The sequence below is a fragment of the Pseudomonas sp. B28(2017) genome, from assembly GCF_002113025.1.
Classification (GTDB): Bacteria; Pseudomonadota; Gammaproteobacteria; order Pseudomonadales; family Pseudomonadaceae; genus Aquipseudomonas.
Genome location: NZ_NEJH01000002.1, coordinates 513,943 through 527,399 on the forward strand (window position 1 = coordinate 513,943; position 13,457 = coordinate 527,399).

Genomic DNA, 13,457 nt, shown 5'->3' on the forward strand with positions numbered 1-13,457 from the left:
AGGCATCGCGCGCCGTGCACGGGAGCAACAGCAATGAGCCTTCCACGCTGGGTAATGATCAACCGCGCCTCCGAACTCACCGGTTACAGCGAAGACGCTATTCGCCACAAAGTGAAGAACGGGACCTGGGCACAAGGCCGGATCTGGCGCAAAACGCCAGACGGCCGCATCGCTATCAACATGACGGAGTACGACAAGTGGGCCGAGAGCGCACCGCAGGAAGCGGCCTAGAAGCCGAACTGGCAAAACACAAAGGGATCGAGGTACACGGCGGCAACATTCGCGTCGTGTTCATGTGGCGGCGTATCCGCTGCCGCGAATCCCTTGGGCTTCCGGTCACCAAAGCCAACATCAAACACGCCGCCCTGCTCAGGGCGGCAATCATTCATGAGATCAAAACCGGGCACTTTGACTACACCCGTCACTTTCCCAACTCGAAGAACGCGACCAACTACAGCAACGTAAAAGATGAACGACTGTCTGCGTTGATGGATCGATACAAACCACTGAAGGCAGTCGATATCACGCCGATGACCGAGGAAAAGTACGGGTACGCGCTGGATATCTGCAACGAACTACTGGGGCCTGACCGATTGGCAGGCATCCTGTTACCCGAAGACATCCAGCTGCTCAGGACGCAACTGATCGCCACCCGAGCGCCTTCCACGGCGAACCATTACCTGGCCACGTTCGCCGGCTTCTTGGCCTGGTGCGAAAACAACAACTACTGCCGTAAAGGTCTGTCCGCCGCGTGCATACGGTTTGCGATGATCGGCCGCGAACCGGACCCGCTGACCAAGGGCGAATTTGAACAGTTATTAAAAAAGGGCTGTCTGCATTCGCAGGACTCGGCTGCGATCACCCTCGCGGTTTACACAGGACTTCGCCCGGGCGAGCTATGCGCGCTCGCCGTCGAAGACGTCGACCTGATCGCCGGACAGATCAACATCACCAGAGCAATCACAGCAGACGGTACCTTCAAGGTACCCAAGACCGGAAAAACCCGGGCCGTACTTCTAATGCCACCGGCAGTCGAAGCCTGTAAAACCCTGATGGACCTAGTAGCCGACCACGCACCACGCGAGATCGAGGTGTACATGAACCGCCACGAAAGCCGAATGGAGTCAGTCACCCCGCTGCTGTCCCCAACCACACAAGCCCGAAAGAAAATCATCAACCCCTGGTTTATCCCCACGTCATGGAACACAAAGTGGGCAGCCATTCAAAAGCGTTCGGGGATTCGTCCGCGCCGGCCGTACCAGACTCGGCACACCTATGCCTGCTGGTGCCTAACTGCCCGTGGTAACCTTGCGTTCATTGCAAAGCAAATGGGCCATAAGGACTTCACCATGCTTGTCGAGGTGTACGCCAAATGGATGGACGACGAGTCACCAACCGAGCTTTTGCAAATCTGGCAAGGAATTCAAAGAACTGTCCAGCAACAAGCACAAACGTAGCCCGTTCAAACAGTGGAAAGGCGGGAGGCAAGAAGAGAAACCCCCGCCGGCGAACCGGCGGTTGTTAGGGGCCTGCTATCGCAAGGAAAGCATCATTGTCAGCGGGGATAAATCTGGGCAGCACTTGAACCCGGCGTGCTTCGCATAGAAGTCGGCGAGCTTATCGTTGAGTGGATGAACCAGAACAGCGGAAGTACCGACTGTCTCTGATGCATTCATGCACCGACGGATCGCGTCCTGCAGGAGGTCGATGGAGAATCCGTACCCCTGCGCAACCCCACTCATGCCCATACGACCAAGGATCGTTACTGGATGAGCACTAGGCGAGTTCCGCTGATGGCTCTTGGGAACAACGTGTTCCCGCACAATCGATCCGTTGGACAATGTGTAGTAACCGGCAACGCGGTTGGTACCGGCGAAGCAAGTGACATAAACCACTGCCAGCTTGTTTTCTTGAGCTTTCCGAGCGGTCTTGTGAAGGTAGTCGTTGATCGACGGCTCTCCACAGTCGAACTCAGTGAAATCATGAAACTTATTCAGCTTTTCGGGTTTGCTCAGCTCCACCGGTTCGGTCTGGACATCAATTTCTGTAGGCACTTGTTATTCCTTATTGAGTTGTCATCGAGTGCCTGCTCGAAACGGTCAAATGCTTCATCACTGAGAAGAAACAACTGTCGATCCATGATTACATCCTCGGCCCGCTTGCAAGCGGCGTCCAAGATAAAGCTGGTTCGATCTGTTCCCAGTAATTCCACTGCCGCGTCAATCAGGCTTCGCTTCTTTGTGTCGACCCGCATATTTATTGGCACGGGCTTTTCACGTTCTAGAATTTGGTTCATAGGCTGGTCTTCTCCGGTCTTTGGTTTATTTCTGTTTCTGCGTTCCTCCTTACTAGGATCGTCGCCCATTGGCGTTGCCATGATTTATGCACATTTTGGTAACCCCTTACTCTCATCTCGCTTTTGGTTATGCCTTAAAAGGCCTGTTTAAGTGGGATAGCGGAACCCACAAAACAAATGTTATCACTCCGTGTATGCGATGTATAGCTGTGTATGCAAATGACTTACTACAGGGTGAGCCTCAGCAAACGCGTGACATCTGGCTCATTGCAGCCTGCGAACGCCCGAGCCGCCGTGTTAACCTTGCGTCCATCGCAGAGCGAATGGGCCTCTCTAAGAGTGCTTGAGGTACCTAGTTTTTGGAGCTCCGCCGATTCCTCGACTAGCCTCGCTGATCCGGTTAGACATTCAAAAACGCGATCCAAAAAGCCCCATTTTTGCCCCACACTTTTGAACGAATCATCCTAAGCCACTGATGAATAAAGCAATTTCAGATCTATCCAGTCACACCCCGATGATGCAGCAGTACTGGCGCCTGAAAAACCAGCACCCGGACCAGTTGATGTTCTACCGCATGGGCGACTTCTACGAGATCTTCTATGAAGACGCGAAGAAGGCTGCCAAGTTGCTGGACATCACCCTGACTGCCCGCGGGCAGTCGGCCGGGCAGGCGATTCCGATGTGCGGGATTCCTTACCATGCCGCTGAGGGTTACCTGGCAAAACTGGTAAAGCTCGGCGAATCGGTGGTGATCTGCGAGCAGGTCGGCGACCCGGCCACCAGCAAAGGACCGGTGGAGCGGCAGGTTGTGCGCATCATCACGCCGGGGACGGTGAGTGACGAGGCGCTGCTCGACGAGCGTAGGGACAACTTGATCGCCGCCGTTCTGGGTGATGAGCGCCTGTTCGGCCTGGCGGTACTGGACATCACCAGTGGCAACTTCAGTGTGCTGGAAATCAAGGGTTGGGAAAACCTGCTGGCAGAGCTGGAGCGGGTCAACCCGGTGGAACTGCTGATCCCGGATGACTGGCCCAAGGATTTGCCGGCGGAAAAACGCCGCGGCGTGCGTCGCCGTGCGCCGTGGGATTTCGAACGCGATTCGGCGCTGAAAAGCCTGTGCCAGCAATTTTCGACCCAGGACCTCAAGGGCTTTGGCTGCGAAAACCTGACCCTGGCGATCGGCGCCGCCGGTTGCCTGCTGGCCTACGCCAAGGAAACCCAGCGCACTGCCCTGCCCCATTTGCGCAGCCTGCGCCATGAGCGCCTGGACGACACCGTGGTGCTCGATGGAGCCAGCCGTCGCAACCTGGAACTCGACACCAACCTGGCCGGGGGCCGCGACAACACCCTGCAATCGGTGGTGGACCGTTGCCAGACTGCCATGGGCAGCCGCCTGCTGACCCGCTGGCTGAATCGCCCGTTACGCGATTTGACCGTGCTGCTGGCGCGTCAGACCTCGATCACCTGCCTGCTCGACGGTTACCGCTTCGAAAGACTGCAACCGCAGCTCAAGGAAATCGGTGATATCGAGCGGATTCTTGCACGGATCGGCCTGCGCAATGCCCGCCCCCGCGACCTCGCCCGCTTGCGTGACGCCCTCGGCGCACTGCCCGAGCTGCAAGTGGCAATGACGGAGCTCGAAGCGCCGCACCTCCAGCAACTCGCCACCATCACCAGTACCTACCCGGAACTGGCGGCCCTGCTGGAAAAAGCCATCATCGACAACCCGCCCGCAGTCATTCGTGACGGCGGCGTGCTGAAAACCGGCTACGACAGCGAACTCGACGAACTGCAGTCGCTCAGCGAAAACGCCGGACAATTCCTGATCGACCTCGAGGCGCGGGAAAAGGCCCGAACCGGCCTGTCGCACCTGAAGGTAGGCTACAACCGCATCCACGGCTACTTCATCGAACTGCCGAGCAAGCAGGCGGAGTCGGCACCTGCCGACTATATTCGCCGCCAGACGCTCAAAGGCGCCGAGCGTTTCATTACCCCGGAACTCAAAGCGTTCGAAGACAAGGCACTATCAGCCAAAAGCCGCGCCCTGGCTCGCGAGAAGATGCTTTACGAAGCGCTGCTCGAAGACCTGATCGCCCAGTTGCCGCCGTTGCAGGACACCGCTGGCGCCCTGGCTGAGCTGGACGTCTTGAGTAACCTGGCCGAGCGTGCATTGAACCTCGACCTGAACTGCCCGCGCTTCGTCAGCGAACCGTGCATGCGCATCAGCCAGGGTCGTCACCCGGTGGTCGAGCAAGTGCTGACCACACCGTTCGTGGCCAACGATCTGAGCCTGGACGACAACACCCGCATGCTGGTGATCACCGGCCCGAACATGGGCGGTAAATCCACCTACATGCGTCAGACCGCCTTGATTGTGCTCCTGGCGCACATCGGCAGCTTCGTGCCGGCAGCCAGTTGCGAATTGTCGCTGGTCGACCGCATCTTCACCCGGATCGGCTCCAGCGATGACCTGGCCGGCGGGCGTTCGACCTTCATGGTGGAAATGAGCGAAACCGCGAACATTCTGCACAACGCCACTGAGCGCAGCCTGGTACTGATGGACGAAGTCGGGCGCGGCACCAGCACCTTCGACGGTCTGTCCCTGGCATGGGCGGCAGCCGAACGCCTGGCACACCTGCGTGCCTACACGCTGTTCGCCACCCACTACTTTGAACTGACCGTCCTGCCGGAAGCCCAGCCACTGGTGGCCAACGTGCACCTCAATGCCACCGAGCACAATGAACGCATCGTGTTCCTGCACCACGTACTACCCGGGCCGGCCAGCCAGAGTTATGGCCTGGCCGTTGCGCAACTGGCAGGTGTGCCGAGTGAGGTCATCACCCGTGCTCGCGAGCATTTGAGCCGCCTGGAAGACACCGCCCTGCCCCATGAGGTGCCTGCACCTGCCAAAGGCAAACCGGCTGCGCCGCTGCAGAGCGATCTGTTTGCCAGCCTGCCGCACCCGGTACTGGAAGAACTGGCCAAGCTCGATCTGGACGACATGACACCACGTCGTGCACTCGAAATGCTCTATACACTAAAGACACGGATCTAACGCAGCGGCTTGCAAGCTGTTAGAATCTCGCGCGGTTTGGGATGCTGCTGGCTAATAGCCTGGCCAGCAGACTATCGCTCCCGAACCTGGCGACCCCTACGAGAAGGGGCGCAGCAAGCCGCGCCTGAGGAGAAAATTAGAAATGACCTTCGTCGTCACCGACAACTGCATCAAGTGCAAGTACACCGACTGCGTAGAAGTCTGTCCGGTGGACTGCTTTTACGAAGGCCCGAATTTCCTGGTGATCCACCCGGATGAGTGCATCGATTGCGCGCTGTGCGAACCTGAATGCCCTGCCGTGGCTATCTTCTCTGAAGATGAAGTTCCGGCCGGCATGGAAAACTTCATCGAGCTGAACGCTGAGTTGGCCGAGATCTGGCCGAACATCACCGAACGCAAAGATCCGCTGCCCGATTCCGCAGAATGGGATGGCAAGCCAGGCAAGATCGCAGACCTCGAACGCTGATTACCCCCGCGTTCCCGAAAAAGGCCCCACAAGGGCCTTTTTGCTTTTCTTCGGGCAAAAAAAAGGGGCGGTTTGACCCGCCCGCATTTTTTCCCTACTCCCTGTGTTCCTTTTCATCGTCCTGATGAATCGCTTCCTGCGATGTCCTTTCCCTTCATCCTTGAAGGGTGTGTCTGTCCGTCGACACAGCCTGAATATTAGAGCTTTCCCCTCCGGGATCAATCGCCGCCCGGGGTGAAATCTGACCGTCACACATCATCGACCGTAAAAAATAATCTTATAAATCATAAAGATAGATGCATGTAGTGCTCAGCGTAGACAACTGTCAGGGTGTAAAAATAACGAACACTTACGCAAGAGTAAGCCAAGGCTTACAGCACGAAACCACAATCCCGAGCGGATTCTGTCCCCGGGCCCGGCAAAAAAAAACCCCGAGTCAGTCGGGGTTTTTCATGCCATCGCAGTGAGTGCCTTACTGGAACAGCGACTCGCTCGACAAGCCATTTTTTTCCAGGATTTCGCGCAGCCGCTTCAAGCCTTCCACCTGAATCTGTCTGACTCGTTCCCGGGTCAAGCCAATTTCCAGGCCCACGTCTTCAAGGGTGCTGCTTTCATGACCGCGCAGACCGAAGCGGCGTACAACCACCTCGCGTTGCTTATCGGTCAGTTCCGAGAGCCATTGATCGATGCTCTGGGACAGGTCGTCGTCCTGCAACAGTTCGCATGGATCGGTTGGGCGGTCGTCAGTCAGGGTGTCGAGCAGGGTTTTATCCGAATCCGGACCCAGCGAGACGTCGACCGAAGAAACCCGCTCGTTAAGACCGAGCATACGCTTGACCTCTCCCACCGGTTTTTCCAGCAGGTTGGCGATTTCTTCGGGTGAGGGTTCATGGTCGAGTTTTTGCGTCAGCTCCCGCGCGGCGCGCAGGTACACGTTCAACTCCTTGACCACATGGATCGGCAACCGGATGGTCCGGGTCTGATTCATGATTGCGCGTTCGATGGTCTGGCGAATCCACCAGGTCGCGTAGGTCGAGAAGCGGAAACCGCGTTCCGGATCGAACTTCTCCACCGCCCGGATCAAGCCGAGGTTGCCCTCTTCGATCAGGTCCAGCAGCGACAGCCCACGATTGACGTAACGTCGGGCGATTTTCACCACCAGCCGCAAGTTACTTTCAATCATGCGTTTGCGCCCGGCCGGATCGCCACTTTGCGACAGGCGCGCAAAATGAACTTCTTCTTCGGGGGACAGCAGGGGAGAGAAACCAATTTCATTGAGATACAGCTGCGTGGCATCAAGTGCCCGCGTGTAGTCAATGTACTTGTGTTGTTTCAACGATGCGGAGTGTTTGGATTTGGCACGAACGGAAGGTGGAGCCGCCCCTTCATCATTCGACATCGAATCCGTATCAATGCTGCTCTCCATCAGGAGAACCTCATCGTCGATGTCAAACTCCGGCACTTCTTTACTGAGAGCCATTGTTATAGTCCTTTGGTGAGTTCGACCTCAAGCTCAAGCGGCGCCTTTATCCCTGGCAACGCTGGAGCCTGTCCCCTCTACGCGACGGAACAGGCTGGTAAGCGATCAACGACGTGGCAGGAACTGCAGCGGGTCTACAGGTTTACCTTGGCGGCGAATCTCAAAATGCAGTTTCACCCGGTCTGTACCCGTTGACCCCATTTCGGCAATTGTCTGCCCAACCTTGACCTGCTGCCCCTCCCGAACCAACAACCTGCGGTTATGTCCGTAGGCACTGACGTAGGTTTCACTGTGTTTGATGATCACTAATTCGCCGTAGCCCCTTAAGCCACTCCCGGCGTAAACCACCGTCCCATCAGACGCAGCTAAAACAGGCTGTCCCAAATCTCCGGCGATATCAATTCCTTTATTCAAACTACCGTTTGAAGAGAATTTTCCAATCAGAATGCCATTAGATGGCCATCCCCAGCCGGTCGGGGCCGGCCCGGGAGGGGGCAATGGAGCAGGTGCAGGCTTGTTCGCGACGGACGGTATAACCGTCGTTGTGCTGGCAGCCGAACCGTTTACCGGACGACGGATGACCGTGGTTTTACTCGACGACGAAGGTGTTGAACTGGACGAACTGACCACCGCCGTCGACGTGGAATCGTTACGACCATCAAAGCGAATCGTCTGGCCCGGATGGATGGTGTAAGGCGCTGCAATGTTGTTGCGTGCCGCGAGAGCCTTGTAGTCCCAGCCGTAACGGAAGGCGATGGAGAACAGGGTGTCCTTGGGCCGAACGACGTATTGTCCGGTGGTCACGGCTGGACGCTGGGCCGCGGCATTGTTGCGGTCCACCACACGAACATCGCTGGATTTGTTGCTGGAACAACCGACCAGCAAGGTGCTCAAGACAAGGCCAGTCACCAGGCGCTGAAAGCTCGTTTTACTCATACGCTGCGCAATGACTGTGAGACTCACCCGCCGCTCCCTCTGTGGTGGCTGAAAATGTGAAATACCGGAGTCCGGCATGAAGTGTCGCAAGTATAACGGGCTGTGCACGCTTTACCTTTAATGTGGCGAATCGGCGTCGCGCACACGTTTGCTGCCTGACGATGAATCCCGTTCAACCGAACGATGCCGCTGTAAGACAAAGGCAATCGAAGAGAATTCAGCGTGTCGAAACAAATGCTCAGGCCAGCGGCCCATTGAGCAATGGCACGAAGCGCACAGCCCCCAGAACATGCCTGGAAAAACCCTGTTCCTCGCGAATGATCAGCATCAACTGCTGGACTTCACCGGACCCGACCGGAATCACCATTCGCCCTCCCGGTGCCAACTGGTCAAGCAGTGCCTGGGGCACATCGGTCGCCACTGCGGTGACGATAATCCCATTGTACGGCGCCAGTGCCGGCCAGCCCTCCCAGCCATCGCCCCAGCGGAACACCACGTTGCGCAGGTTCAGTTCGACCAGGCGTTCCTTTGCCCGATCCTGCAGAACCTTGATGCGCTCGACCGAGAACACACGCTCGACCAGTTGCGACAGTACCGCCGTCTGATAACCCGACCCGGTACCGATCTCCAGCACCTTGTCGAGAGGACCGGCTTCCAGCAGCAGCTCGCTCATTCGCGCCACCATATAAGGCTGGGAGATGGTCTGGTTATTGCCAATCGGCAACGCCGTGTCTTCATAGGCACGGTGCGCCAGCGCTTCGTCGACAAACAGGTGGCGCGGGGTCCGGCGAATGACCTCCAGCACCCTGGCGTTGGAAATGCCTTCCTCGTACAGGCGCTGGATGAGCCGCTCCCGGGTACGCTGGGAAGTCATGCCGATGCCGCGACGCAGCATATCGTCTTGTTCGCGACTCATCAGCGCAGCCCCTCCAGCCAGCCGTCCAGACTTCTGAAGGCATCATTGAACGTGCGATCCAGCTGCAGTGGCGTGATCGAAACATAACCCTGCATCACCGCATGGAAATCGGTACCCGGGCCACCGTCTTCGGCATCCCCGGCCGCCGCGATCCAGTAACCGGACTTGCCCCGCGGATCCACCACTTTCATCGGTGCCGCGGCTCGGGCGCGATGGCCCAAGCGGGTCAACTGGATACCGCGGATACGATCCAGCGGCAAATTGGGAATGTTCACGTTCAGTACCGTGCGCGGTGGCAGATCCAGGTCAGCGTGGGCTTCGACCAGTTTGCGCGCAAAATAGGCAGCTGTGGGAAGGTTCTCCACCTGGCGTGAGACCAGTGAAAAGGCAAACGAAGGGTGTTTCAGGAAACGCCCTTCAAGGGCCGCCGCCACCGTACCGGAATACAGGACATCGTCCCCCAGGTTCGCGCCCAGATTGATACCGGAAACCACCATGTCCGCTTCGCGCTCCAGCAGGCCGTTGAGGCCCAGGTGCACGCAATCGGTTGGCGTGCCGTTCAGGCTGATAAAGCCGTTGGCCAGAGTTTGCGGGTGCAACGGACGGTCGAGCGTCAGCGAACTGCTGGCGCCGCTTTTGTCCTGGTCCGGGGCGATAACCACACATTCGGTGTAATCCGCCAGCGCAGCATAAAGCGCGGCGAGTCCGGGTGCGGTTACCCCATCGTCGTTAGAAATCAGAATACGCATGGGCTGTCCGTCTGCCCCACCGGCACCAGATCAACAAGCTCGCGCACCAATACGGTGGCGAAGCATCCAGCCGGCAGGACGAATTCCAGTTGCAGAATGTCAGGCTCGGGATAATGCCACGTCAACCCGCCAATGGGCAGTCGCAGGATGCGACGTTCGTGGCTCATACCGGCGTTGATCAACCAGTCACGCAAATCCGCTTCGCGTGCGGCGATGGCCTGCTCCAGTTCATGGACAACGCCCGTGGCCGGCGAGTCACCTTCGCCCCACTGCGGACCGGTCGGGTGCAGATCGAGAATCGCCAGGCGCGGGTCGCTGCACTCGGCTTCGCCTGCCGGGAAAAAGCTGCGGCTGTCGGTGAACGCCAACAGATCGCCCACCAAGGCACGCTGCCAGGTGCCATCGGCGACACGTGCGGCCAGCACCTGATTGAACAGAAAACTGCGCGCCGTGGAGAGCAGCCGTGAGCGCACGTTGCGCTGCTCCGGCAAGGCCTTGCGCGCGGCCCAGGCGCGGGCATCGACAACGTTGCCGCCGTCATGGCCGAAACGCTGGGCGCCGAAATAATTGGGAATGCCTTGTTTGGCGATCAGTTGCAGGCGCTCTTCGATGGCGGCCTTGTCGCCGGCAAACTGCGTCAGGCGTAAGGTGAAACCGTTGGCCGAGTGGGCCCCGCGTTGCAGCTTGCGCTTGTGCCGGCTGGTCTTGAGGATCTTCAGTGTTTCGTTTTCTGCCGCCGACAGGTCCGGATCAGCCTTACCCGGCAGCTGCACGCTGAACCACTGACGAGTCAGTGCCTGACGATCCTTGAGCCCGGCGTAGCTGACGGTGCGCAAGGGTACACCAGCTGCCTTGGCGATCCGGCGCGCCGCTTCTTCGGTATTCAGGCCACGTTTCTCGACCCAGATCCACAGGTGCTCACCGTCACCAGTCAGGGGAATATCAAGGACTTCGTCAACCTGGAAATCTTCCGCGATCGCTTTCAGTACCGCCGTGCCGAGGGCCTCACCGTAAGCCCGCGGGCCGAGCAATTGCAGTTCGTTCATGCGCGCAGCAACAAGGCAACGGAGTGCACGGCAATGCCTTCTTCGCGACCAACGAAGCCGAGCTTTTCGGTGGTGGTAGCTTTCACGTTCACTTGATCCAACTCTACTTGAAGATCCGCGGCAATCAGCGCGCGCATCGATTCGATATGCGGGGCCATTTTCGGCGCCTGGGCGACAATGGTGTTATCGACGTTGCCGACTTTCCAGCCTTTGGAATGGACCAGTGCGACGACATGACGCAACAGCGCACGGCTGTCGGCGCCCTTGAATTGCGGGTCGGTATCCGGGAAATGCTTGCCGATGTCTCCCAGCGCTGCGGCGCCGAGCAAGGCGTCGCTCAAGGCGTGCAAGAGTACGTCACCGTCAGAGTGAGCGAGCAATCCGAAACTGTGTGCAATGCGCACACCGCCCAGAGTGATGAAATCGCCTTCAGCGAAACGGTGCACATCATAGCCGTGGCCAATACGCATAAAAAAACGCCCCGATTTTTGTCAGGGCGTGATTCTACCTGCATTAAAGGCCTAGAGCGCGCCCGTGATGCTGCAAGTGGTCGTCGATGAAACTGGCAATGAAGAAATAGCTGTGGTCGTAGCCGGGTTGCAGGCGCAACGTCAGCGGATGACCGGCTAATTTTGCCGCCTGTTGCAGGGCTTCAGGCTTGAGCTGGGTAGCGAGGAAATCATCACGATCTCCCTGATCGACCAACAGCGACAGCTTTTCTTCGGCCTCAGCGATCAGTGCGCAGGCATCCCACTCGCGCCACTTCGAACGGTCCTCTCCCAGGTAACGGGAGAAGGCCTTCTGCCCCCAGGGACAATCCACAGGATTGTTGATCGGCGAGAACGCCGACACCGATAGATAACGCCCTGGATTGCGCAACGCGCAAACCAGGGCGCCATGGCCGCCCATGGAATGGCCGCTGATGCCGCGCTTGTCCGACGCCGGGAAATGGGCTTCAACCAATGTCGGCAATTCCTGCACGACATAGTCATGCATCCGATAGTGGCGCGACCACGGTTCCTGGGTGGCATTCAGATAAAACCCGGCGCCGAGGCCGAAGTCCCAGGCACCGTCCGGATCACCCGGTACATCGGCGCCGCGAGGACTGGTGTCCGGTGCGACGATGATCAGCCCCAACTCGGCGGCCATGCGCATGGCGCCAGCCTTTTGCATGAAGTTCTCGTCGGTGCAGGTCAGGCCGGACAACCAGTACAACACCGGCAGCTTGCCGCCCTGCTCCGCTTGCGGCGGCAGGTACACGGCAAACACCATGTCACAGCCGAGCACCTCGGAGCGATGCCGGTAGCGCTTGTGCCAGCCACCGAAGCTTTTCTGGCAGGAGATATTTTCCAGGCTCATGACCGACCTCAGAAATGGATGACGCTACGGATGCTTTTGCCTTCATGCATCAGGTCAAACGCCTTGTTGATATCTTCCAGGCCCATGGTGTGGGTGATGAAGGTATCCAACGGAATTTCACCGGTCTCGGCCATTTCCACATAGCTCGGCAACTCGGTACGGCCGCGCACGCCGCCGAACGCCGAACCACGCCAGACGCGGCCGGTGACCAACTGGAACGGACGGGTTGAAATTTCCTGGCCGGCACCGGCCACACCGATGATCACCGACTCGCCCCACCCCTTGTGGCAGCACTCAAGCGCGGCACGCATCAACTGCACGTTGCCAATGCATTCGAAGGAGAAGTCGACGCCGCCATCGGTCATGTCGACGATGACTTCCTGAATCGGACGATCGAAGTCTTTCGGATTCACGCAATCGGTTGCACCCAACTGTTTGGCAATTTCGAATTTGGCCGGGTTGATGTCGATGGCAATGATACGGGCAGCCTTGGCTTTGACCGCGCCGATGACCGCCGACAAACCGATGCCGCCGAGGCCGAAAATGGCCACGGTGTCACCCGGTTTCACCTTGGCGGTGTTGAGCACTGCACCGATACCGGTAGTGACGCCGCAACCCAGCAGGCACACTTTTTCCAGTGGTGCTTCTTTAGCGATCTTGGCCACGGAGATTTCCGGTAGCACGGTGTACTCGGAAAAGGTCGAGGTACCCATGTAGTGGAAAATCGTCTCGCCCTTGTAGGAAAAACGAGAGGTGCCGTCCGGCATCAAGCCTTTGCCTTGGGTCGCGCGGATGGCCTGGCAGAGGTTGGTTTTGCCCGACAGACAGAATTTGCACTTTCGGCATTCCGGGGTGTACAGCGGGATCACATGATCGCCTACCGCAACGGACGTCACGCCCTCGCCGATCGCCTCGACAATCGCACCGCCTTCGTGGCCGAGGATAGACGGGAAGATGCCTTCAGGATCAGCCCCGGACAGGGTGTAGGCATCAGTGTGGCAGACACCGGAGGCCACCACGCGCAGCAATACTTCGCCGGCCTTGGGCATGGCGACATCGACTTCAACGATTTCGAGGGGTTTCTTGGCCTCGAAGGCAACGGCGGCGCGCGACTTGATCATGGTGGTTCTCCAGTGAATAAAAACGAGACAGGG

Annotated in this window: 14 protein-coding genes; 4 read left to right on the forward strand and 10 right to left on the reverse strand. The window is 58.3% G+C overall.

Translation table 11 applies throughout. From position 1 onward, the window contains the following. Nucleotides 1–33 precede the first annotated feature (33 nt). Together CAF65_RS07165 and CAF65_RS07170 are read left to right on the forward strand one after the other, a co-directional pair. Nucleotides 34–231 (forward strand): hypothetical protein, encoded by a 198-nt coding sequence (locus CAF65_RS07165; protein WP_056856218.1) that lies wholly within the window; start codon nt 34–36, stop codon nt 229–231. Then, nucleotides 198–1,457 carry a site-specific integrase gene (locus CAF65_RS07170; RefSeq protein ID WP_085715675.1) on the forward strand — a complete coding sequence of 420 codons (1,260 nt, stop codon included), beginning with the start codon at nt 198–200 and terminating at the stop codon, nt 1,455–1,457. Before CAF65_RS07165 ends, CAF65_RS07170 begins: the two co-directional genes overlap by 34 nt. A 75-nt stretch (nt 1,458–1,532) precedes the next feature. Here CAF65_RS07170 and CAF65_RS07175 read toward each other — a convergent pair whose 3' ends face one another. Together CAF65_RS07175 and CAF65_RS07180 are read right to left on the reverse strand one after the other, a co-directional pair. After that, nucleotides 1,533–2,054: a hypothetical protein gene (locus tag CAF65_RS07175; protein ID WP_256578618.1), complete on the reverse strand. Its 522-nt coding sequence runs from the start codon at nt 2,052–2,054 to the stop codon at nt 1,533–1,535. Beyond that, on the reverse strand, nt 2,012–2,377 hold the full coding sequence (locus CAF65_RS07180) for a DUF1778 domain-containing protein (protein WP_371919000.1): 366 nt from the start codon (nt 2,375–2,377) through the stop codon (nt 2,012–2,014). Before CAF65_RS07180 ends, CAF65_RS07175 begins: the two co-directional genes overlap by 43 nt. A 406-nt stretch (nt 2,378–2,783) precedes the next feature. On the opposite strand from CAF65_RS07180, the gene mutS reads away from it, so the two are divergent. Together mutS and fdxA are read left to right on the forward strand one after the other, a co-directional pair. Beyond that, the gene (mutS, locus tag CAF65_RS07185; protein ID WP_178076672.1) at nt 2,784–5,351 is read left to right on the forward strand and encodes a DNA mismatch repair protein MutS; all 2,568 of its coding nucleotides are present in this window, start codon (nt 2,784–2,786) and stop codon (nt 5,349–5,351) included. 142 nt (nt 5,352–5,493) lie between these two features. After that, nucleotides 5,494–5,817, forward strand: a complete 324-nt coding sequence (fdxA, locus tag CAF65_RS07190; protein WP_085715678.1) for a ferredoxin FdxA — start codon at nt 5,494–5,496, stop codon at nt 5,815–5,817. Nucleotides 5,818–6,289: 472 nt separating this feature from the next. Here fdxA and rpoS read toward each other — a convergent pair whose 3' ends face one another. From rpoS to CAF65_RS07230, 8 genes are all read right to left on the reverse strand, one after another. Continuing rightward, nucleotides 6,290–7,297, reverse strand: coding sequence for an RNA polymerase sigma factor RpoS (rpoS, locus tag CAF65_RS07195; protein WP_007990225.1), 1,008 nt, complete (start codon nt 7,295–7,297; stop codon nt 6,290–6,292). A gap of 105 nt (nt 7,298–7,402) precedes the next feature. Further along, nucleotides 7,403–8,260, reverse strand: a complete 858-nt coding sequence (locus tag CAF65_RS07200) for a peptidoglycan DD-metalloendopeptidase family protein (protein ID WP_085715679.1) — start codon at nt 8,258–8,260, stop codon at nt 7,403–7,405. A gap of 211 nt (nt 8,261–8,471) precedes the next feature. Next, complete coding sequence (locus tag CAF65_RS07205) at nt 8,472–9,107, reverse strand: protein-L-isoaspartate(D-aspartate) O-methyltransferase (protein ID WP_177323574.1); 636 nt, start codon at nt 9,105–9,107, stop codon at nt 8,472–8,474. A gap of 41 nt (nt 9,108–9,148) precedes the next feature. Next, on the reverse strand, nt 9,149–9,898 hold the full coding sequence (gene surE / locus CAF65_RS07210) for a 5'/3'-nucleotidase SurE (RefSeq protein ID WP_007996928.1): 750 nt from the start codon (nt 9,896–9,898) through the stop codon (nt 9,149–9,151). Then, nucleotides 9,886–10,944 (reverse strand): tRNA pseudouridine(13) synthase TruD, encoded by a 1,059-nt coding sequence (truD, locus tag CAF65_RS07215; protein ID WP_085715680.1) that lies wholly within the window; start codon nt 10,942–10,944, stop codon nt 9,886–9,888. Before truD ends, surE begins: the two co-directional genes overlap by 13 nt. Beyond that, a complete protein-coding gene (ispF, locus tag CAF65_RS07220) occupies nt 10,941–11,414 on the reverse strand; it encodes a 2-C-methyl-D-erythritol 2,4-cyclodiphosphate synthase (RefSeq protein ID WP_085715681.1) in 474 nt (157 codons plus the stop codon). The genes truD and ispF overlap by 4 nt, the downstream gene beginning before the upstream one ends. A 43-nt stretch (nt 11,415–11,457) precedes the next feature. Then, entirely contained in the window at nt 11,458–12,303 is an 846-nt protein-coding gene (gene fghA / locus CAF65_RS07225) for an S-formylglutathione hydrolase (protein ID WP_085715682.1), read from the reverse strand. 8 nt (nt 12,304–12,311) lie between these two features. Further along, nucleotides 12,312–13,424, reverse strand: a complete 1,113-nt coding sequence (locus CAF65_RS07230) for an S-(hydroxymethyl)glutathione dehydrogenase/class III alcohol dehydrogenase (protein WP_008019788.1) — start codon at nt 13,422–13,424, stop codon at nt 12,312–12,314. Between the last annotated feature and the right edge of the window lie 33 nt (nt 13,425–13,457).

Coding starts and splice junctions, on each gene's coding strand:
- CAF65_RS07165 (WP_056856218.1), top strand. CDS start 34: ATGAGCCTTCCACGCTGGGTAATGATCAACCGCGCCTCCGAACTCACC.
- CAF65_RS07180 (WP_371919000.1), bottom strand. CDS start 2,377: ATGGCAACGCCAATGGGCGACGATCCTAGTAAGGAGGAACGCAGAAAC.
- fdxA (WP_085715678.1), top strand. CDS start 5,494: ATGACCTTCGTCGTCACCGACAACTGCATCAAGTGCAAGTACACCGAC.
- rpoS (WP_007990225.1), bottom strand. CDS start 7,297: ATGGCTCTCAGTAAAGAAGTGCCGGAGTTTGACATCGACGATGAGGTT.
- CAF65_RS07205 (WP_177323574.1), bottom strand. CDS start 9,107: ATGACTTCCCAGCGTACCCGGGAGCGGCTCATCCAGCGCCTGTACGAG.
- surE (WP_007996928.1), bottom strand. CDS start 9,898: ATGCGTATTCTGATTTCTAACGACGATGGGGTAACCGCACCCGGACTC.
- truD (WP_085715680.1), bottom strand. CDS start 10,944: ATGAACGAACTGCAATTGCTCGGCCCGCGGGCTTACGGTGAGGCCCTC.
- ispF (WP_085715681.1), bottom strand. CDS start 11,414: ATGCGTATTGGCCACGGCTATGATGTGCACCGTTTCGCTGAAGGCGAT.
- fghA (WP_085715682.1), bottom strand. CDS start 12,303: ATGAGCCTGGAAAATATCTCCTGCCAGAAAAGCTTCGGTGGCTGGCAC.
- CAF65_RS07230 (WP_008019788.1), bottom strand. CDS start 13,424: ATGATCAAGTCGCGCGCCGCCGTTGCCTTCGAGGCCAAGAAACCCCTC.